Below are 16,111 nucleotides of genomic sequence, written 5' to 3' on the forward strand. Positions count from 1 at the left end.
GACTACTTTCAGGGCTTCGATGCGGCACCCTTGATGGTGGTCAACAGCGAACACTTCAATCCGGTCGACCGGGTGGAGGATTTCCGTGCGCTGATCGACGCCTTGGCCGCCTTCGAGGGCCCGCGTGCAGTATTCGACCTGGCTCCCGACGCAGCGCCCTGAAAGCCGGCGCTACACTCGCGCCTTGTCGTTTGTGACATAACTGTGACGGCGCGGCATCCCCTGCCGCCATCGCCCTGCGTCCCCCTGGAGAACCCACCATGTTGTTTGGCAAGCTGCTGCCGCGCGAAGGCAATTTCTTCGAGCTTTTCAATCAGCATGCGAACTACATCGTCGAAGGCGCGCACGCCTTCATCGCGATGATCGAGAACTACAACAACCTCGATCTTCGTGAGAAGCACGCCGGTCAGGTGGTGGCCGCCGAACGCGCTGCCGACAAGGTCACCGCCGAAGTCAACCGTTTGCTGCACAAGACCTTCATCACGCCGATCGACCGCGAGCAGATCCACGGCCTGATCAACGCCATGGACGACATCGTCGACCTGCTGCAAGACGCCACCGAAACCATGCAGCTCTACGACGTGCGCACCATGACCGAAGAGGTGCTGCGCCTGGGCGACTTGAGCGCCAAGTGCTGCGAACGTGTGCAGCACGCCGTTTCGCTGCTGCCCAAGCTCAACCAGACCGATGCCGCTGAAGCAGCCATCAAGACCTGCGAAGAGATCGACAAGCTCGAATCCGACGCCGACCGGGTGATGCGTTCGGCCATGTCGAAGCTGTTCCGCGAAGAGACCGACGTGCGTGAGCTGATCAAGCTCAAGGCCATCTACGAGCAACTCGAGTCCATCTCCGACCGTTGCGAAGACGTGGCCAACCTGATCGAGGGCGTCGTCCTCGAGAACTCCTGATCCGTTCCCGGAGCTGCGGATGCAATCGATCCAGGTAGCGTTCTGGGTGGTGGCGATGCTGGTCGTGCTGGCCATCGTCTTCGACTTCATGAATGGCTTTCACGACGCGGCGAATTCCATCGCCACCGTGGTCTCCACCGGTGTGCTCAAGCCGCAGCAGGCGGTGCTGTTTGCCGCCTTCTTCAACGTGCTGGCCATTCTGGTGTTCCACCTCAACGTGGCCGCCACGGTGGGCAAGGGCATCGTGCAGCCGGGCGTGGTCGATCACCACGTGGTGTTCGGTGCACTCATCGGCGCGATCACCTGGAACGTGATCACCTGGTGGTACGGCATCCCGTCGAGTTCGTCGCACGCGCTGATCGGTGGCATCTGCGGGGCGGTGATCGCCAAGGCGGGTGTGGGCTCCCTCATCGGCAGCGGGGTGCTGAAGGTCGTGGCCTTCATCTTTGTCTCGCCGCTGCTCGGCTTCGCACTGGGCTCGCTGCTGATGGTGTTGGTGGCCTGGATCTGTCGGCGCAGTTCACCGATGAAGGTGGACAACTGGTTCCGCCGCCTGCAGCTGGTGTCGGCCGGCCTCTACAGCCTGGGCCATGGCGGCAACGATGCGCAAAAGACCATCGGCATCATCTGGATGCTGCTGATCGCCACCGGCTACTCGGCCGCAGGCGACAAGCTGCCGCCCACCTGGACGATCTGGAGCTGCTACCTCGCGATCGGTCTCGGCACCATGTTCGGCGGCTGGCGCATCGTCAAGACCATGGGCCAGAAGATCACCAAGCTCAAGCCCGTGGGTGGCTTTTGCGCGGAGACGGGTGGCGCCATGACGCTGTTCCTGGCCACTGCGCTGGGTGTGCCGGTGTCGACCACCCACACCATCACCGGCGCCATCGTCGGCGTGGGTTCGGTGCGGCGCGCTTCGGCCGTGCGCTGGGGCGTGGCCGGCAACATCGTCTGGGCCTGGATCTTCACCATCCCGGCCTCGGCGTTCGTGGCCGGCATCTTCTACTGGGCCAGCTTCTCGCTGTTCACCTGATACAGGTCACCCGCTACTGGCTGATCTTGCGGCCTTCTTCGATCTGGTACTCGAAGTAACGCTGGCCGCTGAAGGCGATGGTCGACATCAGCACCGTGGCACCCACGAGCAGCGAGATCACCACCCCGATGACGACGGCCCAGCCCGCCCGGTGGGTGCGTCCTTGGGGGTTGAAACGGGTGTTCCACTGTTCGTCGGGCGTCAGGCCATAGACGATGCCGCAGAGCATGGCGGCAGAGAGCGCCACGCCGAGCAGAGGCACCAGCAGCCAGGCGAGTTGGTCGTCCTGCCCGAACCGGAACACGCGCTCCACGCCGTAGACACCTGCGAGCGTGGGCAGCCACCACAACCAGCCCCAGACGTCACGCAGGCCGTGGAGGTAGAAGCGGTGCAGCCCCAACCCGCCACCGACCAGGGCGATCCAGGTGGCGAAGGTCTTCGACTTGTAGCCGTTCATGCGCCGTCCGCAGGGGCCGTGCTGTCACCGGCGCCGAGGGCGCGCTGCATGATGACCACGTCGCGCCAGGCGCCGAACTTCCAGCCGCTGGCCTTCAGCAGGCCGGTGTGCTCGAAACCCAGGCTGCGGTGCACGCCGATCGAGCCGGCGTTGGCCGAATCGCCGATCACCGCCAGCATCTGGCGAGCGCCCAGCGCCTCGCACTGCGCCATCAACTCGGCCAGGAGGAGCTTGCCGACGCCTTGGCCGCGCGCGGCATCGGCCAGGTAGATCGAGTCTTCCAGACAGAAACGGTAGGCCTTGCGCGGGCGGAAGTGGTTGGCGTAGGCGTAGCCCAGCACTTGGCCGTCGCGCTCGGCCACCAGCCAGGGCAGGCCTTTGGAGAGGACGTCGTCACGCCGGCGGGTCATCTCGGCCAGGTCGGGCGCTTCGAGTTCGAAAGTGCCTGTGCCATTCAGCACGTTCCAGGCGTAGACGGCGGTGATCTGCGGTAGGTCGGCTGCCGTGCTCGGGCGAATGAGGGGAGGTGTCAAGATTGCACTCGGAAGTTGCGCTTGAGTTTATAATGCGCGGTTTCGATGGCGGCTGGTCGCAGGATCGGCGTATCTACGACATCGAACCCCCGGCAGGGGCCTGAGGTTTCTGCCCTTTGATCTGCTCGCCCTGAGTGTCTCCTGGTGCGGTGGATGTTTTCAAGAATCAAGGAAACAACATGGTCGTGATTCGACTCGCACGTGGTGGCGCCAAGGGGCGTCCGTTCTACAACATCGTGGTGGCCGATTCCCGCAATCGCCGCGATGGCCGCTTCATCGAGCGCGTGGGCTTCTACAACCCCGTGGCATCGGGTGCCGAGCAGCCGCTGCGCGTGGCCTTCGACCGCGTCGACTACTGGGCCGGCAACGGCGCCCAGCTGTCGCCCACGGTGGCTCGCCTGGTGGCACAAGCCAAGGCTGCGGCCTGACAACGATCGTGGCCGGCGAGCCCTCGGTTGCCGGGTCGGCTGATCCGGCCTGGCCTGAGGACGCGATCGAGGTCGGCCGCATCGTCGACGCCTGGGGCGTGAAAGGCTGGGTCAAGGTCCAGCCTTTTGCATCCGACCCCCAGGCGCTTTTTTCTTCCCGCCGCTGGTTCGTCAAGCCGCCGGAAGACGCCGTTCTCAAGCGGCTGGATGCCAAGGCATCGTCCTACCCCGCGCTGCTCAAGATCACCCAGGCCAAGGAGCATGGGGGCGTGGTCGTGGCTCAGGCGCAAGAGGTCGACGACCGCAATGGCGCCGAGGCACTGCGCGGGGCGCGAATCTTTGTCAGCCGCGCGAGTTTTCCGACGGCCGACCCCGATGAGTACTACTGGGTCGACTTGATCGGCCTGTCGGTGGTTAACCGACTGGGAGAGGCTTTGGGCACGGTGGTGGGCCTGATCGACACCGGCCCGCACAGCGTGCTGCGCATCCAGCCCGCCGACGCCAAGGCGGAAGAGCGCCTGGTGCCATTTGTCGCTGCGTACATCGACGACGTGAGTCTGGCCGACAAGCGCATCACGGTCGACTGGGGTCTGGACTACTGATCCGGCGCCGGCCATGCGCTTCGACGTCATCACGCTGTTCCCCGACCTGTTTGCGCCGCACCTGACGCAGGGCATCACGCGCCGGGCGTTCGAGTCTGGCCAGGTCGATGTGCATTTGTGGCCGCTGCGCGACTTTGCCGACAACGCCTACCGCCGGGTCGATGACCGGCCCTATGGCGGTGGCCCGGGCATGGTGATGCTGGTCGAGCCGCTGGAGCGGGCGCTGCAGGCCATCCGCGCCGAGCGCACCGAGGCGGCGCCCGTCATCCACTTCACGCCCACTGGGCGCCGCATCGACCAGGCGCTCGTGACCGCATATGCCCAAGGCCCGGGCGCGATCCTGCTGTGCGGCCGCTACGAGGGCATCGACCAGCGCTTCATCGACCGCCACGTCGACGTGGAGCTCAGCCTTGGCGACTTCGTGCTTTCCGGTGGCGAGCTCCCGGCACTGACGCTGCTGGATGCGGTGGCACGCCTGCAGGATGGTGTGCTGGGCGATGCCCAGTCGCACCAGCAGGACAGCTTCTCGGACGGGCTGCTGGACTGCCCCCATTTCAGCCGCCCCGAAGTGCTGCCCACCCCTGACGGCGAGGCGGCCGTGCCGCCTGTGCTGCTGTCAGGCCACCACGCCGACATCGCGCGCTGGCGCCGCGAGCAGTCGCTCGCATTGACGGCCCGGCGCCGCCCCGAACTGATCGAGGCCTTGCGGGCCCGCGGGGGCTTGAGCAAAGCCGACGAGAAGTACCTGCTCACGCTTGGGCTATAATCAAAAGCTTTTCGATCCTCTGCCCCGGAGAGGCTGCGTCCACGGACAAGGCCCACCACCATCAACACCCGCGCTGGCACGATCACAAGGAGAAAGCCTGTGGATCTGATCCAAACCCTTGAGCAAGAAGAAATTGCTCGCCTCAACAAGACCATCCCTGCCTTCGCCCCCGGCGACACGGTGATCGTCAGCGTCAACGTGGTCGAAGGCACGCGCAAGCGCGTCCAGGCCTACGAAGGCGTGGTCATCGCCAAGCGCAACCGTGGTCTGAACTCCAGCTTCATCGTCCGCAAGATCTCGAGCGGCGAAGGCGTGGAGCGTACCTTCCAGCTGTACAGCCCGCTGATCTCGAACATCGAAGTCAAGCGCCGCGGCGATGTGCGCCGTGCCAAGCTGTACTACCTGCGCGACCGTTCGGGCAAGTCGGCTCGCATCAAGGAAAAGCTGGCTTAAGCCGCGACGACACTGCTGGCAACAGCGTGTTTCCGAAAGCCGCCTCACGAGGCGGCTTTTTCGTTTCCAATTCTCCAATGGCCCTGAGTTTCGACCCCCAAGAATTGCCCGTGGCCTCGGTGGATGACCACCTGCCTGCTGTCCATGCCGACCAGTTGAGCGCTGAGGCGATGCGGCGGCGTTTCGTCGCACCGCCGGTGTGGTCGCCGGAGATCGCGGTCGAGCGCCAGTTCGCGGAGCGCCGTTCCACCCGCGCTTCCGTGCTGGTTCCGCTGGTGCAGCGCGACGAGGGATTGAGCGTGCTGCTCACCCAGCGTACCGACCATCTGACCGACCACCCGGGCCAGGTGAGCTTTCCCGGTGGCCGCGCCGAGCCCGAAGACGCCGATGCCGTAGCCACCGCGCTGCGCGAGGCGGAAGAAGAGATCGGCCTGCTGCGGGCGTGTGTCGACGTGATCGGTCAGTTGCCGACCTACACGACGGGCACCGGCTTCATCGTCACGCCGGTGGTCGGTCTGGTGCCGCCCAACCCGAGCCTGCGCATCGACCCCTTCGAAGTGGCCGAGGTGTTCGAGGTGCCGCTGGCCTTCTTGATGAATCCCGCCAACCACCGTTGGCATGAGGTGGAGATGGCGGGCTTGAAGCGGGAATTCCTCTCCATGCCCTGGATGGGCGTCGATTCCGCCGGCAAGGCTCGGCGCTACTTCGTCTGGGGCGCCACGGCAGCCATGCTGCGCAACCTCTACCGCTTCCTGGCCGCGTAGCGGTCGGGTGCGCAAAAGCGCGCCGCTATCATCCCGGCACATGAGCTTCTTTGCCGTCTTGTTCGCGCTGCTGATCGAGCAGCTCAAGCCGCTGCCGCGCAGCAACTTCGTCCATGACGCGCTCACAGGCTGGATGCGTTGGACGGGGCGCAACTTCGACGCCGGAAAGGATCACCACGCCTGGGTGGTGTGGTGCATCACGGCGCTGGTACCGGCCCTCGCGGCGTGGGTGATCTACCTCGCCATCGGCCGCTACAGCGTGTTGGGTGCCTTGGTGTGGAACGTGGCGGTGCTCTACGTGACCATGGGTTTCCGCCAGTTCAGCCACTACTTCACCGACATCCGAGATGCGCTGGAACGTGGTGACGAGTCCACTGCGCGCACGCTGCTGGCCGAATGGCGCCACCTCGACGCGAGTGAGCTGCCACGCACCGAGTTGCTGCGCCACGTGATCGAGCATTCCCTCCTTGCCGCGCACCGCCATGTGTTCGGCGTGTTCTTCTGGTTCGTCGTGCTGTCGACGTTGGGTTTCGGCCCCGCGGGTGCGGTGCTGTACCGAATGGCCGAGTTTGCGAGCCGCTACTGGGCCTTCAAGAGCCGTGTGGTCGGCGTGCCCAGCAACGAGCGGCTGCTGGCCTTGTCGCAGCGCTTGTTTGGCTTGATCGATCACCTGCCGGCACGGCTCACGGCGTTCGGCTTCGCGGTCGTGGGCAACTTCGAGGAAGCCGTCACCTGCTGGCGGCGCGATGCAGGCCTCTGGAAACATGCCAACGAAGGCATCATTCTCGCGGCGGCAGCGGGCGCCGTGGGTGTGCAGCTGGGCGGCAGCGCCGCGCCGGGCGTGACGCCGGACCGCTCCAAGACCTTTGACAGCGGCATCGCTGACGAGACGGTAGGTGCGGTGGGCTCGACCCCCGGCGCGCTGCCGCAGCTGGACCACCTGCGCAGCATCGTGGGCCTGGTGTGGCGTTCGGTCGTGTTGTGGATGCTGCTGCTGGCGTTGTTGTCGCTCGCCAACCTGATCGGCTAGTACTTCGTGGCCGAGAGTTCGGCGAACAGTTCCGAGTAGATGCGGTAACGCGATTCGCTGATCTCGCCGCGCTCCAGTGCCGCCCGCACGCCGCAGCCTGGCTCGTGCAGATGGGTGCAGTTGTAGAACTTGCACAGCTTCGACGCTTCGTCCAGGTCGGGCATCAGACGAGGCAGCTCCTGCGCCGTGATCTGCCGCAGGCCGAACTCCTGGAAGCCGGGTGAATCGATCAGGCCGCTGCGCCGTTCTGCGTCCAGCCAGTACCACTGCGTTGTCGTCGTGGTGTGCTTGCCGGAGTTCAGCGCCTGCGAGATCTCGCCCACTTGCGCTTTGGCGTCGGGCGCGAGCAGGTTGATCAGGGTGCTCTTGCCGGTGCCGCTGGGCCCGAGCACCAGCGTTGCCTTGTCGGTGAGCAAGGCCTGCAGCTGGCTCCGGGCTTCGTCCGGGCGGGCCTTGAGGGCGACCTCGTGCACGTCGTAGCCCATGGCGGTGTACGGCTTCAGGCGTTCCCGGGCAGCGGTGATCTGCGGCAGGTCGGCCTTGTTGAGCAGGATGCGCGCCGCAATGCCGGCGCTTTCAGCCGCCATCAGCGCGCGGGCCAGCTGCGATTCGCTGAACACCGGCTCGCTGGCCACCATCACGAGGATCTGGTCGAGGTTGGCGGCGAAGGACTTGGTCTTCCACTCGTCCTGTCGGAACAGCAGGTTGCGCCGCGGCTCCACGTGCTCGATCACGCCTTCGTCGCCGGTGGGTTGCCAGCGCACGCGGTCACCGACGACGCAATCGCTCTTCTTGCCGCGCGGGTGGCAGGTGATGCGCGCGCCTTCCGGCGTCTCAACGATGTAGTGGCGGCCGTAGCCGGCCACCACGAGCCCCTGGTCGAGTTCAGCCGACAAAGGCCACCAGCGCGTCGGCCTTGGCCGCGCAGATGAAGTCGTTGACTGAGATGCCGCCCACCGAGTGCGTGTTGAAGCGCACCACGCAGCGGTCGTAGCTGACCGCGAGGTCGGGGTGGTGATCTTCGGTGTGCGCGATCCAGGCCAGCGCGTTCACGAAGGCCATGGTCTCGTGGTAGTTCTTGAAGGAGAAGCTCTTCTCGATGGCACCGTGGTTCAGGTGCCAGCCGCTGACCTGCGCCAGGTGGTCACGGATGGCTGGCTCGGCCATCGGGGGGCCGGACAGCGCCTGACATTTCATGTGCAGCAGGTTGCTCATGTCAGCTTCCTTGCAACTGGATGGCCGCCAGCCGCTCGGTGGCAGCCGGGTGGGAGTAGTAGAAGCGAACGTACAGCGGGTCGGGTGTCAGCGTCGAGGCATTGTCTTCATGCAGCTTGAGCAGAGCCGCGGCCAGATCCTGCCCGTTGGCCTGCGCGCAGGCGTAGGCGTCGGCCTGGAACTCGTGCTTGCGCGACAGCTGGGCAAAGATCGGCGAGATGAAGAAGCCGAACACCGGCACGACCATCAGAAAGAGCAGCAGGGCGACCGCATCGTTGGGCGCGGCCAGCGAGGGCTGCACGCCGAAGGCGGTGTAGAACCAGGCCTGCCCCGAGAGCCAGCCCAGCAGGGCGAAGCCGGCCAGGCTCAGGGCGAACATCGACACCATGCGCTTGGTCACATGCTTGTACTTGAAGTGCCCCAGTTCGTGCGCGAGCACCGCTTCCACTTCGCCTGGCGTGAGCTTGGTGAGCAGCGTGTCGAAGAACACCACGCGCTTGGCGGCGCCCAGGCCGGTGAAGTAGGCGTTGGCATGGGCCGAGCGCTTGCTGCCGTCCATCACGAACAAGCCTTTGGCCTGGAAGCCGCAGCGCGCCATCAGCGTCTGCACGCGCGCCTTGAGGGTCTCGTCGGCGAGCGGTTGGAACTTGTTGAAGAGCGGCGCGATCACCGTCGGGTAGAGCACCAGGATGGCGAGGTTGAAGACCGTCCAGGCGCCCCAGGCCCACAGCCACCACAGGGAGCCCGCTGCCCCCATCAGCCAGAGGATGAGTGCGGCGATCGGCAGCCCGATCAGCGCGCCCACGAGCAGGCCCTTGAACATGTCGCCCACGTAGAGCTTCCAGGTCATGCGGTTGAAGCCGAACTGCTGTTCGAGGCGGAAGGTGCTGTAGATCTCGAAGGGCAGGTCGAGCAGCCCGCCGATGAGGGCGAAGGCGGCCAGCAGCGCCAACTGGTAGGTCATGCCGCCGAAGCGCGGCTCGATGGCATCGCGCAGCAGCAGGTTGAGCGCGTCCAGGCCGCCGAGCAGCGTCCAACCGAGCAGCACCGCTGCACCGAAGGCCGTGGACAGCAGGCCGAAGCGACCCTTGGCGAGCGTGTAGTCAGCCGCCTTCTGGTGCGCGGCGAGCGTGATCGTCTGGGCGAAGGCGGGCGGGACGGCGTTGCGGTGGGTGGCCACGTGCCGCATCTGGCGTGTGGACAGCCAGAACTTCACCAGCAGCGAGGCCATCAAGGCCGCTGCAAACAGGAGTGTCAACACGGTACTTTGCATAGCGTGCAAGTGTAGGCTGCGAGAATGACCCCAAGGAGAATCACATGACTGACACCGCCAACCCCACCCTGGCCAGCAGCGACCAGAACCTCGTCTGGATCGACCTCGAAATGACCGGCCTCTATCCGGAAAAAGACCGCATCATCGAGGTCGCCGTGGTGGTGACCGATGCCAACCTGACGGTGCGGGTCGAAGGCCCGGTGTTCGCCATCCACCAGAGCGACGCGACGCTGGACGCCATGGACGCCTGGAACAAGGGCACTCACGGCAAGAGCGGCCTGATCGACCGCGTGAAGGCCTCCACCGTCGACGAAGCCAGCGCGGCTCAGCAGACCATCGACTTCCTCAAGCGCTACGTGCCCAAGGGAACCTCGCCGATGTGCGGCAACAGCATCTGCCAGGACCGCCGTTTCCTCGCCAACTACATGCCCACGCTGGAAGCCTTCTTCCACTACCGCAACCTCGACGTCAGCACGCTCAAGGAGCTGGCCAAGCGCTGGAAGCCGGACATCCTCGCGGGCTTCAAGAAGGCCCAGGCGCACACGGCCTTGGCCGACATTCATGAGTCGATCGACGAGCTGGTCTATTACCGCGAGCACTTTCTCGCCAAGTAATCGGCATGCTGGCCGATTTGGGGAAAACCCCGATCCCTGCTAGAATCGCGGACTTCGCTGTGATGACCCTTGGGAATTGCCCTCCATCGCAGCGTTTCGTTCATCCCCTCTGACCTCATCGAGTCTTCCCGCAACCCTGGTTGCGCGGCCTGTTCGAACCCCAAGGCGTTGCGCCAGGGAATGGTTGGCGGCGATGCCGTCGCTTTGACTGTTCCTTTGCACCCGCCCACCGGCGCCTTTGCTCGGTGTGGGTTCGGACCTTCTCCCCAGCGACTATCTGCAGGCCATTTGGCCTGTGGTGTCCTGCGTGCCTTCCTTTGAAGCCGGCGCGCGGGCACCGACATGTGAAGAAAGAAGACGATGAGTTTCGATACCCTGGGCCTGCATGAAGCCCTGACCCGCGCTGTGGCCGATTCGGGCTACTCCAACGCCACCGAAGTCCAGGCGCAAGCCATTCCTCCCGCCATCGAAGGCAAAGACCTGATGGTCTCGGCCAGCACCGGCAGCGGCAAGACCGCCTCGTTCGTGCTGCCCGCGCTGCAGCGCATCCTCGCCGCCCGTGGCGACAACGCCAAGCGCCGTGAAAAGGGCGTGGTCTATGGCCCGCGCATCCTTGTGCTGGCCCCCACGCGCGAACTCGCGATGCAGGTCGACAAGGCCGCCACCGTCTACGGCCGCCATGTGCAAGGCCTGCGCGTGACCACCGTCGTCGGCGGCGTGCCTTATGGTGCCCAGCTGAAGGCGCTGCGCGGCCCGCTCGACATCCTGATCGCGACCCCCGGCCGCCTGATGGACCACATGCAATCGGGCAAGGCCATCCTCGACAACGTCGAGATGCTGGTGCTCGACGAAGCCGACCGCATGCTCGACATGGGCTTCATCGATGACATCCACCACATCGCCCAGCAACTGCCCGAGAACCGCCAGACGGTGATGTACAGCGCGACCTTCGGCGGCCACGTGGGCCGCCTGGCGCAAGAGCTGCTGCGCGATCCGATGCGCATCGACGTGGCCTCGCACACCGACACCCACGAGAACATCGAGCAGCGCCTGCACTGGGCCGACAACAAGAGCCACAAGGACGCGCTGCTGGACCACATCCTCACGCAGAAGGAGATGGAGCAGGCCGTGGTGTTCACCAGCACCCAGCGCGACGCCGACTGGCTGGCCGACCGCCTGGCCGACATGGGCCACAAGGTCGCCTCCCTGCACGGCGGCATGCCCCAAGGCCGCCGCACCCGCGTGCTGCAGGGCCTGCGCACCCGCCACCTGAACATCCTGGTGGCCACCGACGTCGCCGCGCGCGGCATCGACGTGCCGACCATCAGCCACGTCATCAACTACGGCCTGCCGATGAAGGCCGAGGACTACGTGCACCGCATCGGTCGCACCGGCCGTGCTGGCCGCAACGGCCTGGCCGTGACGCTGGCCGAGCGCATGGACAGCGGCATGATCCGCCGCATCCAGCAGTTCACCACCCAGAACATCCCGGTGTCGACCATCGCCGGCCTGGAGCCCAAGCAGCCCGAGCCGCGCATGTACGCGCCGCGCCCGGAGGGCCGCTTCGGTGGCAAGCCGTCGTTCGGCGGCCACCGCGCCGGCGGCCCGGGCAAGGGCGGCTTTGGCCACAAGCCCTTCGGCAAGCCGGCACACCAGCGCGCTGGTGAAGGCTTTGCACCGCGCGACCGTGCACCGTTCGACCGTCAGGCTTTTGATCGCCAGCCCATCGACCGTGACAGCGCCCAGCACAACCGCTACAGCGTGGATCGTCCGAACGACCGCCACAACAGCGTGTTCGTTCCGCACGGTCAGCAGGCGCCGCGCGGCGGGGCATTCGACCGCGCGCCGGTCGACCGCAACGCCAATGGCTTCGCCCCGCGCAAGCCGGGTGCACCGGCCGGCAAGGGCGGCTTCAACAAGCCGCAGCGTTCGCGCCAGGGTGGCTTCAGCCGCTGATTCGCGCAGGCGACGCGACATGAACGAAGGGCTCGCACTGCGAGCCCTTTTTCATTGGTGCCGCGGCGGCGTCAGAGGCGCTTGACGCGCACGTCGACGGTCATGCCCTGGTAGGCATCGGCTTCGCCGAACCAGCTGCCCGAGATCGGTGCGGCCTGCTTGGGGTCGCGCGCCACGCCCACGCGCACGAGGTAGTAGCCACCCAGCAGGTTGTTTGTCGGGTCGAAAGGCACCCAGCCCGCGCCGGGCAGGTAGGCCTGCAGCCAGGCGTGGGTGGAGCCGGAGCCCAGTACCTCCTTGGCAGGTGCTTCACCTTCTGCGGGTGTGTCCAGCGAGGGGTCGTACAGGTAGCCCGAGACGAAGCGCGTGGCCACGCCAAGCCGGCGCGCGGCTTCCATCATCAGCAGCGCGAAGTCACGGCAACTGCCAGTGGACTTCTCCAGCGTGGTGAGCGGGCTCTGCGTGCCTTCTTCGTCGCGTGCGGCATAGCTGAAATTGTTGCGAATGTGCTGGTTCATCTGCACCAGCAGGTCGCGCGTTCCGGTGGGGCCGTCAGTGCGGATGAATTGGCGCGCCCAGGCCGTGAGCTTGCCTTCGGGGTCGTCGTAGTGCGGGCGCAGATAGTGCTCGAGGTCAAAGCGCTCGTCGACGGTGTAGGCAAACGGGAAGGTCTCGGCCGAAGGCGAAAGCGGCAGTTCCAGGTTGTTGCTGTGCGCGTGCTCGATGGTGAACGAGCAGACGATCTTCAGCTCGGTAGCCTCGCCTTGCGGCTGCACCAGGGCCACCGAATTGGAGAACGGGTCCTGGATCAGCCGCACCTTGGACTCGGGGCTGACCACCAGGTCGGTGGCGAGGACGCGCAGGTCGTGGCTGTCGCGCGGCCTGAACATCACCCGGTGCTCGCCGAAGCTCACCGGCTTGGCGTAGTGGTAGGTGGTGGTGTGGGTGATGTCGTACTGGACGAACATGGGCCTGCTCCCGGCGATCCTTGTCGATGACCGGACAGTGTGCGCCGCCGGGTGCGGGCCGCGTGTAGGAAGCGGCTGCGGCGAAAGGTCAGACGCCCAGCAATTCCACCTCGAACATCAGCGTGGCGTTCGGCGGGATCACGCCACCCGCGCCGCGTGCACCATAACCAAGCGCCGGCGGAATGACCAGCAGGCGGGTGCCGCCAACCTTCATGCCTTGCACGCCTTCGTCCCAGCCACGAATCACCATGCCGGCGCCCAGGCCGAAGTCGAAGGGATCGCCGCGGTCTTTGCTGCTGTCGAACTTGGCGCCTTTGACGCCGTCGTTGTAGAGCCAGCCGGTGTAGTGCACCGTCACGTGCTGGCCCGCTTTGGCTTCGGGGCCGGTGCCGGGGGTGGTGTCTTCGTACTGCAGGCCGGAGGCGGTGGTTTGCATGGCGTCTGTCCTTGGTTTGAAAGGTCGTGATGCTAAGGCACGGCTGGTGACACGTGCGACCACGCGGTCACGGCGGCCGCCAACCAGGCGCCCACGTCGGGCACCTCGATCGGCGGCAAGCCCAGCACGCGGCCTGCATCGCTCAAGGCCGACAGGGGTTGGCGCAGGTCGAGTGCCTGTGCGCCCGATTGCTTGGACAGCTTCTCGCCCCGTGCGTTCAGCACCAGCGGTGTGTGCAAGTAGGAGGGCGTGGCGGCGCCCAGCAGGTGTTGCAGGTGGATCTGCCGCGCGGTGTTGTCGGCCAGGTCTTCGCCGCGCACCACATGGGTGATGTGTTGCTCGGCGTCGTCCACCACCACGGCCAGCTGGTAGGCCCACAGGCCATCGGCGCGGTGCAGGACGAAGTCACCCACGGCCTGGGTGAGGTTTTGCGTTTGCTCGCCCAGGCGGCGATCCGTCCAGTCGATGTGGATGTCTTCGCCTGTTGGCGTGCAGGTGCGCAGCCGCATGGCACGGGCTGGCTTGCCGTGCAGGCCATGGCGGCAGGTGCCGGGGTAGACCAGTTCGCCGTGGCGCGGCTTGCTGTGGCCCGAGGCCGCCAGGGCCTGGGCGATGTCGCGGCGGGTGCAGCCGCAGGGGTAGGCGTGGCCTTCGGACACAAGCCGGTCGAGCGCCGCCTGGTAGAGCGAGGCGCGCTGCGACTGCCACACCGGAGGTTCGTCGGCGTGCAGGCCGCAGGCGGCGAGTTGCCCGAGGATCTGCCGGTCGGCACCCGGTATGCAACGCGGCGTGTCCACGTCTTCGATGCGCACCAGCCACTGCCCGCCGTGGGCCTTGGCGTCGAGCCAGCTGGCCAGCGCGGCCACCAACGATCCGGCGTGCAAGGCGCCGGTGGGTGAGGGCGCAAAGCGGCCTCGGTACATCAAGTCAGGCGCCGCCCAGCGGCATGCGCCCGGCGTGGCGTTCCAGCAGGGCCTTGCGGGTGGCGGGGCTCTCCAGCTGTTCGAGCCACCAGCGCAAGGCCAGGCCCTGCTGCGGCTTGCGGCTGCCTTTGCCGAGCGGCTCGCCGCGCCAGGCGTAGCCCATGCGCGCGATGAGGGGCGGGCGCTGCACGGCCTTGGCCACCAGGTGGCCGGCGGCGAGGTGCTCGCGCACCATCGGCTCGGGGATGAAGCCACAGCCCATGCAGCGCAGCATGGCCTCCACCTTGGCGGGCATGGTGGAGACGGTGAGCACGTCCTGTCCCGGCAGCAGGTTGACGGTGAGCGGCGCCAGGCGCTGCGCCGAATCGGCCACGGCGATGGCGCGGTGGCGCATCAGCTCGGCGTCGGTGATGGGCTGGGCGCTGGCGGCCAGCGGGTGGTGCGGGGCGACGGCGAACACGAAGGGAATGGTTCCCAGCGGCTGCAGCTGCACGCCGGCCGGCGGCAGTGTGTCGGTGCCCACGCCGATGGCCAGGTCGGCCTGGCCGCTGAGCAGGGCCTCCCAGGTGCCTGCCAGGATCTCGGTGCGCAGCCGAAGGCGCGTGCCCGGCCCGCTGCGCTCGGGGTCGCCGCTCTCGGCCTTGAGGGCGTAGAAGGCTTCGCAGATCTCGAACACCGTCACGCGCGAGATGGCGCCGTCCACCGCCACGGTGAGCTGGGTCTCCCAGCCGGTGGCGACGCGCTTGACGCGGTTGGCCACTGCATCCACCTGCTCCAGCAGGCGCCGGCCTTCGTTCAGCAGCTCCTCGCCGGCCGCGGTGAGCTTGGCCTGGCGCGAGCGACGGTCGAAGAGCAGCACGTCGAGCGCGTCTTCGAGCTGGCGCACGTTGTAGGTGAGGGCCGAAGGCACCTTGCCCAGCTCACGGGCCGCCGCGGCAAAGCTGCCGGTGCGGGCGATGACGTCCATCATCGCCAGGGCTTCTGGGGTGAGCACATTGCGGGCATTGATCATGGGGCAGGCAGGTGGGAGCGGGTCAGGTTCATCTTATTTGAACGGACGCTTCAATGCCCCATGGCCCCGGCTGCGGCGTGCGCGCCTAAATTGAGTGCCATCGACGCAACACAAGAAAGGGGCTCCGCATGATCAACGTCCGCAAGTCTTCCGAACGAGGCTACGCCGACCACGGCTGGTTGAAGTCGTTCCACAGCTTCTCGTTTGCCGACTACTACAACCCCGAACGCATGGGCGTGGGCAACCTGCGCGTGATCAACGAAGACCGCATCGCTCCGGGCACCGGCTTCGGCACGCACGGGCACCGCGACATGGAGATCATCTCGTACGTGCTCGAAGGCGCGCTGGGCCACAAGGACAGCATGGGCAACGGCGCGCAGATCGTGCCGGGCGACGTGCAGCGCATGAGCGCCGGGCGCGGCATCCAGCACAGCGAGTTCAACCATGCGCCCAACGACACCACGCACTTCCTGCAGATCTGGATCATGCCGAACGAGCGCGGCGTGCAGCCCGGCTACGAGCAGAAGCGCTTCGACGCGGCGAGCAAGCGCGGTCGTCTGGCACTGGTGGCCAGCCCCGATGGCCGCGAGGGATCGGTGAGCATGCACGCCAATGCGCTGATGTACGCCGGCTTGTTCGATGGCAGCGAATCGGCCGAGCTCGCCCTCGACGCCAAGCGCCAAACCTACGTGCATGTGGCGCGCGGCCGCGTCAACGTCAATGGCAACGAGGTGCAGGCC

At 66.4% G+C, this 16,111-nt stretch carries 20 protein-coding genes; 11 read left to right on the forward strand and 9 right to left on the reverse strand.

The annotated features are described in order from the left end of the window. Positions 1–260: 260 nt before the first annotated feature. Both VFL64_RS20025 and VFL64_RS20030 read left to right on the forward strand, forming a co-directional pair. Complete coding sequence (locus VFL64_RS20025) at positions 261–908, forward strand: DUF47 domain-containing protein (protein WP_489542148.1); 648 nt, start codon at positions 261–263, stop codon at positions 906–908. Between the two features lie 19 nt (positions 909–927). Further along, positions 928–1,941, forward strand: coding sequence for an inorganic phosphate transporter (locus VFL64_RS20030; RefSeq protein WP_489542149.1), 1,014 nt, complete (start codon positions 928–930; stop codon positions 1,939–1,941). Between the two features lie 13 nt (positions 1,942–1,954). Here VFL64_RS20030 and VFL64_RS20035 read toward each other — a convergent pair whose 3' ends face one another. Beyond that, positions 1,955–2,398 (reverse strand): TM2 domain-containing protein, encoded by a 444-nt coding sequence (locus VFL64_RS20035; protein ID WP_489542150.1) that lies wholly within the window; start codon positions 2,396–2,398, stop codon positions 1,955–1,957. After that, a complete protein-coding gene (locus VFL64_RS20040; RefSeq protein ID WP_489542151.1) occupies positions 2,395–2,931 on the reverse strand; it encodes a GNAT family N-acetyltransferase in 537 nt (178 codons plus the stop codon). Before VFL64_RS20040 ends, VFL64_RS20035 begins: the two co-directional genes overlap by 4 nt. Positions 2,932–3,110: 179 nt before the next feature. Here VFL64_RS20040 and rpsP point away from each other — a divergent pair, with 179 nt between their 5' ends. From rpsP to VFL64_RS20070, 6 genes are all read left to right on the forward strand, one after another. Continuing rightward, on the forward strand, positions 3,111–3,359 hold the full coding sequence (rpsP, locus tag VFL64_RS20045; protein WP_489542152.1) for a 30S ribosomal protein S16: 249 nt from the start codon (positions 3,111–3,113) through the stop codon (positions 3,357–3,359). An 8-nt stretch (positions 3,360–3,367) separates the two neighbouring features. Further along, entirely contained in the window at positions 3,368–3,961 is a 594-nt protein-coding gene (rimM, locus tag VFL64_RS20050) for a ribosome maturation factor RimM (protein WP_489542153.1), read from the forward strand. A 13-nt stretch (positions 3,962–3,974) separates the two neighbouring features. After that, positions 3,975–4,727, forward strand: coding sequence for a tRNA (guanosine(37)-N1)-methyltransferase TrmD (trmD, locus tag VFL64_RS20055; protein ID WP_489542154.1), 753 nt, complete (start codon positions 3,975–3,977; stop codon positions 4,725–4,727). Positions 4,728–4,826: 99 nt separating this feature from the next. Continuing rightward, a complete protein-coding gene (rplS, locus tag VFL64_RS20060) occupies positions 4,827–5,180 on the forward strand; it encodes a 50S ribosomal protein L19 (protein ID WP_489542155.1) in 354 nt (117 codons plus the stop codon). A gap of 77 nt (positions 5,181–5,257) precedes the next feature. Next, a complete protein-coding gene (locus VFL64_RS20065) occupies positions 5,258–5,944 on the forward strand; it encodes a CoA pyrophosphatase (protein WP_489542156.1) in 687 nt (228 codons plus the stop codon). Positions 5,945–5,984: 40 nt separating this feature from the next. Beyond that, positions 5,985–6,974, forward strand: a complete 990-nt coding sequence (locus VFL64_RS20070; protein WP_489542157.1) for a CobD/CbiB family protein — start codon at positions 5,985–5,987, stop codon at positions 6,972–6,974. On the opposite strand, the gene rsgA is transcribed toward VFL64_RS20070, so the two are convergent. The 3 genes from rsgA to VFL64_RS20085 are packed head-to-tail and all read right to left on the reverse strand — an operon-like array spanning position 6,971 to position 9,462. Continuing rightward, the gene (gene rsgA / locus VFL64_RS20075) at positions 6,971–7,870 is read right to left on the reverse strand and encodes a ribosome small subunit-dependent GTPase A (RefSeq protein ID WP_489542158.1); all 900 of its coding nucleotides are present in this window, start codon (positions 7,868–7,870) and stop codon (positions 6,971–6,973) included. The two genes, VFL64_RS20070 and rsgA, sit on opposite strands and share 4 nt — an antisense overlap. Next, positions 7,860–8,189: a 4a-hydroxytetrahydrobiopterin dehydratase gene (locus VFL64_RS20080; protein ID WP_489542159.1), complete on the reverse strand. Its 330-nt coding sequence runs from the start codon at positions 8,187–8,189 to the stop codon at positions 7,860–7,862. Before VFL64_RS20080 ends, rsgA begins: the two co-directional genes overlap by 11 nt. A gap of 1 nt (position 8,190) precedes the next feature. Beyond that, positions 8,191–9,462 carry a M48 family metallopeptidase gene (locus tag VFL64_RS20085; RefSeq protein WP_489542160.1) on the reverse strand — a complete coding sequence of 424 codons (1,272 nt, stop codon included), beginning with the start codon at positions 9,460–9,462 and terminating at the stop codon, positions 8,191–8,193. 44 nt (positions 9,463–9,506) lie between these two features. Here VFL64_RS20085 and orn point away from each other — a divergent pair, with 44 nt between their 5' ends. Together orn and VFL64_RS20095 are read left to right on the forward strand one after the other, a co-directional pair. Beyond that, the gene (orn, locus tag VFL64_RS20090; protein WP_489542161.1) at positions 9,507–10,076 is read left to right on the forward strand and encodes an oligoribonuclease; all 570 of its coding nucleotides are present in this window, start codon (positions 9,507–9,509) and stop codon (positions 10,074–10,076) included. Positions 10,077–10,436: 360 nt separating this feature from the next. Then, positions 10,437–12,032: a DEAD/DEAH box helicase gene (locus tag VFL64_RS20095; RefSeq protein ID WP_489542162.1), complete on the forward strand. Its 1,596-nt coding sequence runs from the start codon at positions 10,437–10,439 to the stop codon at positions 12,030–12,032. A 71-nt stretch (positions 12,033–12,103) separates the two neighbouring features. Here the strand turns inward: VFL64_RS20095 and VFL64_RS20100 are convergent, their stop codons facing one another. The 4 genes from VFL64_RS20100 to VFL64_RS20115 all read right to left on the reverse strand — a co-directional run bounded on the left by VFL64_RS20100 (position 12,104) and on the right by VFL64_RS20115 (position 15,371). After that, entirely contained in the window at positions 12,104–13,000 is an 897-nt protein-coding gene (locus VFL64_RS20100; RefSeq protein ID WP_489542163.1) for a transglutaminase family protein, read from the reverse strand. 88 nt (positions 13,001–13,088) lie between these two features. After that, entirely contained in the window at positions 13,089–13,436 is a 348-nt protein-coding gene (locus tag VFL64_RS20105) for an FKBP-type peptidyl-prolyl cis-trans isomerase (RefSeq protein WP_489542164.1), read from the reverse strand. 32 nt (positions 13,437–13,468) lie between these two features. Further along, positions 13,469–14,359 (reverse strand): tRNA glutamyl-Q(34) synthetase GluQRS, encoded by an 891-nt coding sequence (gene gluQRS / locus VFL64_RS20110; protein ID WP_489542165.1) that lies wholly within the window; start codon positions 14,357–14,359, stop codon positions 13,469–13,471. Between the two features lie 4 nt (positions 14,360–14,363). Continuing rightward, entirely contained in the window at positions 14,364–15,371 is a 1,008-nt protein-coding gene (locus tag VFL64_RS20115; RefSeq protein ID WP_489542166.1) for a LysR family transcriptional regulator, read from the reverse strand. A 128-nt stretch (positions 15,372–15,499) separates the two neighbouring features. On the opposite strand from VFL64_RS20115, the gene VFL64_RS20120 reads away from it, so the two are divergent. Further along, positions 15,500–16,111, forward strand: a 612-nt coding sequence (locus VFL64_RS20120; protein ID WP_489542167.1) for a pirin family protein, incomplete at its 3' end; no start/stop codon positions are given.

Source organism: Rhizobacter sp. (assembly GCF_035702065.1).
Taxonomy (GTDB): Bacteria; Pseudomonadota; Gammaproteobacteria; order Burkholderiales; family Burkholderiaceae_C; genus Rhizobacter.

Excerpts from the sequence above, each read along its gene's own strand:
- trmD (WP_489542154.1), top strand. The coding sequence starts at position 3,975 with ATGCGCTTCGACGTCATCACGCTGTTCCCCGACCTGTTTGCGCCGCAC.
- VFL64_RS20025 (WP_489542148.1), top strand. The coding sequence starts at position 261 with ATGTTGTTTGGCAAGCTGCTGCCGCGCGAAGGCAATTTCTTCGAGCTT.
- VFL64_RS20080 (WP_489542159.1), bottom strand. The coding sequence starts at position 8,189 with ATGAGCAACCTGCTGCACATGAAATGTCAGGCGCTGTCCGGCCCCCCG.
- orn (WP_489542161.1), top strand. The coding sequence starts at position 9,507 with ATGACTGACACCGCCAACCCCACCCTGGCCAGCAGCGACCAGAACCTC.
- VFL64_RS20115 (WP_489542166.1), bottom strand. The coding sequence starts at position 15,371 with ATGATCAATGCCCGCAATGTGCTCACCCCAGAAGCCCTGGCGATGATG.
- VFL64_RS20030 (WP_489542149.1), top strand. The coding sequence starts at position 928 with ATGCAATCGATCCAGGTAGCGTTCTGGGTGGTGGCGATGCTGGTCGTG.
- gluQRS (WP_489542165.1), bottom strand. The coding sequence starts at position 14,359 with ATGTACCGAGGCCGCTTTGCGCCCTCACCCACCGGCGCCTTGCACGCC.
- VFL64_RS20095 (WP_489542162.1), top strand. The coding sequence starts at position 10,437 with ATGAGTTTCGATACCCTGGGCCTGCATGAAGCCCTGACCCGCGCTGTG.
- VFL64_RS20100 (WP_489542163.1), bottom strand. The coding sequence starts at position 13,000 with ATGTTCGTCCAGTACGACATCACCCACACCACCACCTACCACTACGCC.
- VFL64_RS20035 (WP_489542150.1), bottom strand. The coding sequence starts at position 2,398 with ATGAACGGCTACAAGTCGAAGACCTTCGCCACCTGGATCGCCCTGGTC.
- VFL64_RS20065 (WP_489542156.1), top strand. The coding sequence starts at position 5,258 with ATGGCCCTGAGTTTCGACCCCCAAGAATTGCCCGTGGCCTCGGTGGAT.
- VFL64_RS20070 (WP_489542157.1), top strand. The coding sequence starts at position 5,985 with ATGAGCTTCTTTGCCGTCTTGTTCGCGCTGCTGATCGAGCAGCTCAAG.
- VFL64_RS20085 (WP_489542160.1), bottom strand. The coding sequence starts at position 9,462 with ATGCAAAGTACCGTGTTGACACTCCTGTTTGCAGCGGCCTTGATGGCC.
- rpsP (WP_489542152.1), top strand. The coding sequence starts at position 3,111 with ATGGTCGTGATTCGACTCGCACGTGGTGGCGCCAAGGGGCGTCCGTTC.
- VFL64_RS20105 (WP_489542164.1), bottom strand. The coding sequence starts at position 13,436 with ATGCAAACCACCGCCTCCGGCCTGCAGTACGAAGACACCACCCCCGGC.